The sequence below is a fragment of the Hydrogenophaga borbori genome (assembly GCF_003417535.1).
In the GTDB taxonomy this organism is placed as follows: Bacteria; Pseudomonadota; Gammaproteobacteria; order Burkholderiales; family Burkholderiaceae_C; genus Hydrogenophaga; species Hydrogenophaga borbori.
Genome location: NZ_QVLS01000027.1, coordinates 1 through 2,697, shown reverse-complemented (window position 1 = coordinate 2,697; position 2,697 = coordinate 1). Strand labels below are relative to the sequence as shown.

2 protein-coding genes and 1 pseudogene are annotated in these 2,697 nt (G+C 70.8%); all 3 read left to right on the top strand.

All coding sequences use genetic code 11. From position 1 onward, the window contains the following. Positions 1–150, top strand: a pseudogene (locus tag DY262_RS22100) (methyl-accepting chemotaxis protein); the annotation flags it as partial. 40 nt (positions 151–190) lie between these two features. Continuing rightward, a complete protein-coding gene (locus DY262_RS21420; RefSeq protein ID WP_116961069.1) occupies positions 191–1,750 on the top strand; it encodes a methyl-accepting chemotaxis protein in 1,560 nt (519 codons plus the stop codon). A gap of 10 nt (positions 1,751–1,760) precedes the next feature. After that, a partial coding sequence (locus tag DY262_RS22190; protein WP_484131213.1) for a methyl-accepting chemotaxis protein occupies positions 1,761–2,697 on the top strand: 937 nt, incomplete at its 3' end.

Sequence of the window (2,697 nt, the reverse complement as noted above, 5' to 3'; positions counted from 1 at the left end):
GGGCAGGTGAACGTGGCGGTGAACCAGCTGGACCAGATGACGCAGCAGAACGCGGCGCTGGTGGAGCAGAGCGCGGCCGCCGCCCAGAGCCTGCGCGACCAGGCCGGCCGGCTGACGGAAGTGGTGCAGGTGTTCCGCCTCGCGCACTGACGCGGCGGACCAGACAGTCAGAAGACAAGGAGAGACAGACATGCAAGCATTCATGCGGCAATTCACCGTGCGCCAGCGCATGATCGGCGCGATCGCCGTGGTGCTGGCCCTTCTGGGCGCCGTCGGCGGCGCCGGCCTCTGGGGCATGTGGCGCCTCTCGCATGTGGCCACCGAATTCACCGAGCGCGCGTACCAGGAAACGCTCGCCCTCTCGCAACTCAAGGCCTCCATGGGCGCCATGACGCGCCATGAGAAGGACATGATCATTGCCTACGAGAAGCCCGACCTGGTGGTCGCGGCCAAGGCGCGCTGGAAGACCGAGGCCGACAAGACGGCCGTGACCATGGACAGCCTGCTCTCCGGCCGCGATGCCTCGCGCGACGCGCTGGTGACCCAGGCGCAGGAGCGGCTGAAGGCCTACATGGCCGCGATCGAACCGGTGTCGCACCAACTGGAGAGTGGCGGCTATGAAACGGCCACCATCGCCAACCGCATGCTCGGGCGGGCGCACGAGCAGCACAAGGCCCTGACGGACCTGCTCGCCCAGGTGGAGCAGGTGATGGGCGAGGACGTGGCCGCGCTGAGCGCGCGGGGCAAGGCGGCGAGCCAGCAGACCCTGTGGATCTTCGGCGTCGCGCTGGCGTTGGCCGCGCTGGTGGTGGTGCCCACCACCCTGGCCAACATGCACAGCATCTGCGCGCCCGTGGACCAGGCGCGCCACCTGGCCGACGCCATCGCCGAGGGCGACCTCACGCGCCCGGTGCAGGCCACGGGCCGCGACGAACTCGCCGAACTGCTGCGCTCGTTGGGCCGCATGCAGACCTCGCTGTCGCGCATCGTCGGCGACGTGCGCCACAGCAGCGACAGCATCGGCACCGCCTCGCAGGAAATCGCCACCGGCAACCAGGACCTGAGCTCGCGCACCGAACAGACCGCCAGCAACCTGCAGCAGACGGCGGCCAGCATGGAGCAACTCAGCGGCACCGTGCGCCAGAGCGCCGACGCCGCGCGCCAGGCCAGTGCCATGGCGGCGGCCAACGCCGAGGTGGCCGCGCGCGGCGGCGAAGTGGTGGGTCAGGTGGTCACCACCATGCAGGAAATCCAGTCCAGCAGCCAGAAGATCGGCGACATCATCGGCGTCATCGACGGCATCGCCTTCCAGACCAACATCCTGGCGCTCAACGCCGCCGTGGAAGCCGCGCGCGCCGGCGAGCAGGGCCGCGGCTTCGCCGTGGTGGCGGCCGAGGTGCGCAGCCTGGCGCAGCGCAGCGCCGAGGCGGCGAAGGAGATCAAGTCCCTGATCGGCGACAGCGTGGACAAGGTGCAGACCGGCACGCAACTCGTGGCGCAGGCCGGCAGCACCATTGGCGAGATCGTGGACAACGCGCAGAAGATCTCGGCCTTCGTCACCGACATCACCACTGCCGCGCAGGAGCAGAGCGACGGCATCGGCCAGGTGAACACCGCCGTCGGCCAGCTTGACCAGATGACGCAGCAGAACGCGGCCCTGGTGGAGCAGAGCGCGGCCGCCGCCGAAAGCCTGCGCGAGCAGGCCGGCCGCCTGGCCGCCGCGGTGCAGGTGTTCCGCGTCGCGGCGTGAGGCGCCCGCCATGAACTTCAACCAACGCCTCGTGCTGGCCTTTGTGGCGCCGGCCGTGTTGTTCGTGGCTGGCCTGGGCGGCAGCATCTGGTCGCTCACGCAGACGCAGTCGCAGTTCGACCGGTACATCAACACCGAACAGGCCGTGGCCAGCGGTGTGCAGGAGATGTACGCCCAGGGCCTGCAAATGGGCCAGGCCCTGCGCAACATCGTGCTAGACCCGAGCAACCCGCAGGCCTTCAAGAACCTGGAGGCCGCGCGCGAGGCGTTCGACGCCGCGCACAAGGGCACGCTGGAGGCCGCGCGCGACACGCCGGCCCAGGCCGCGCTGGCGCCGCTGGCCGGACTGCGCGCCGAGCAGGCGAAGGCGCAGGACAAGGTGCTGACGCTGGTCAAGACCAGCGCCGCCGAAGCGGTGGCGGCGCTCAATGCCGAAGAGACGCCGGCCTGGCGCAAGCTGCGCGGCGCGCTGCTGGAGCAGGTGAAGGCCTCGCGCGAGCTGTCGGCGCAGACGCACACGGCCGTGAACGCCAGCGCCGACCGCGCGCGCGTGGTCGCGCTGTCGCTGGCCCTGCTGGCGGTGGCGGTGGCGGTGGGCCTGGGTTTCATGGTGGTGCGCACGCTGCGCCAGGAGTTGGGCGGTGACCCGGCCGCCGCGCGCCAGGCCGTGCACCGCATCGCCGACGGCGACCTCACCGGCACCATGCCCGAGAGCGCCTACCCGCACAGCCTGGTGGGTGCCTTGGCGACCATGCAGAACGCCATGCGCGCGCTGGTGGGCCAGGTGCACCAGTCCAGCCAGGGCATCGAGGTGGCGAGCAGCGAGATCGCGCGGGGCAACCAGGACCTGAGCTCGCGCACGGAGCAGACGGCGAGCAACCTGCAGGAGACGGCGGCGAGCATGGAGCAGCTGACGGGCACGGTGCGCCAGAGCGCGGACTCGGCGC

Coding starts and splice junctions, on each gene's coding strand:
- DY262_RS21420 (WP_116961069.1), top strand. CDS start 191: ATGCAAGCATTCATGCGGCAATTCACCGTGCGCCAGCGCATGATCGGC.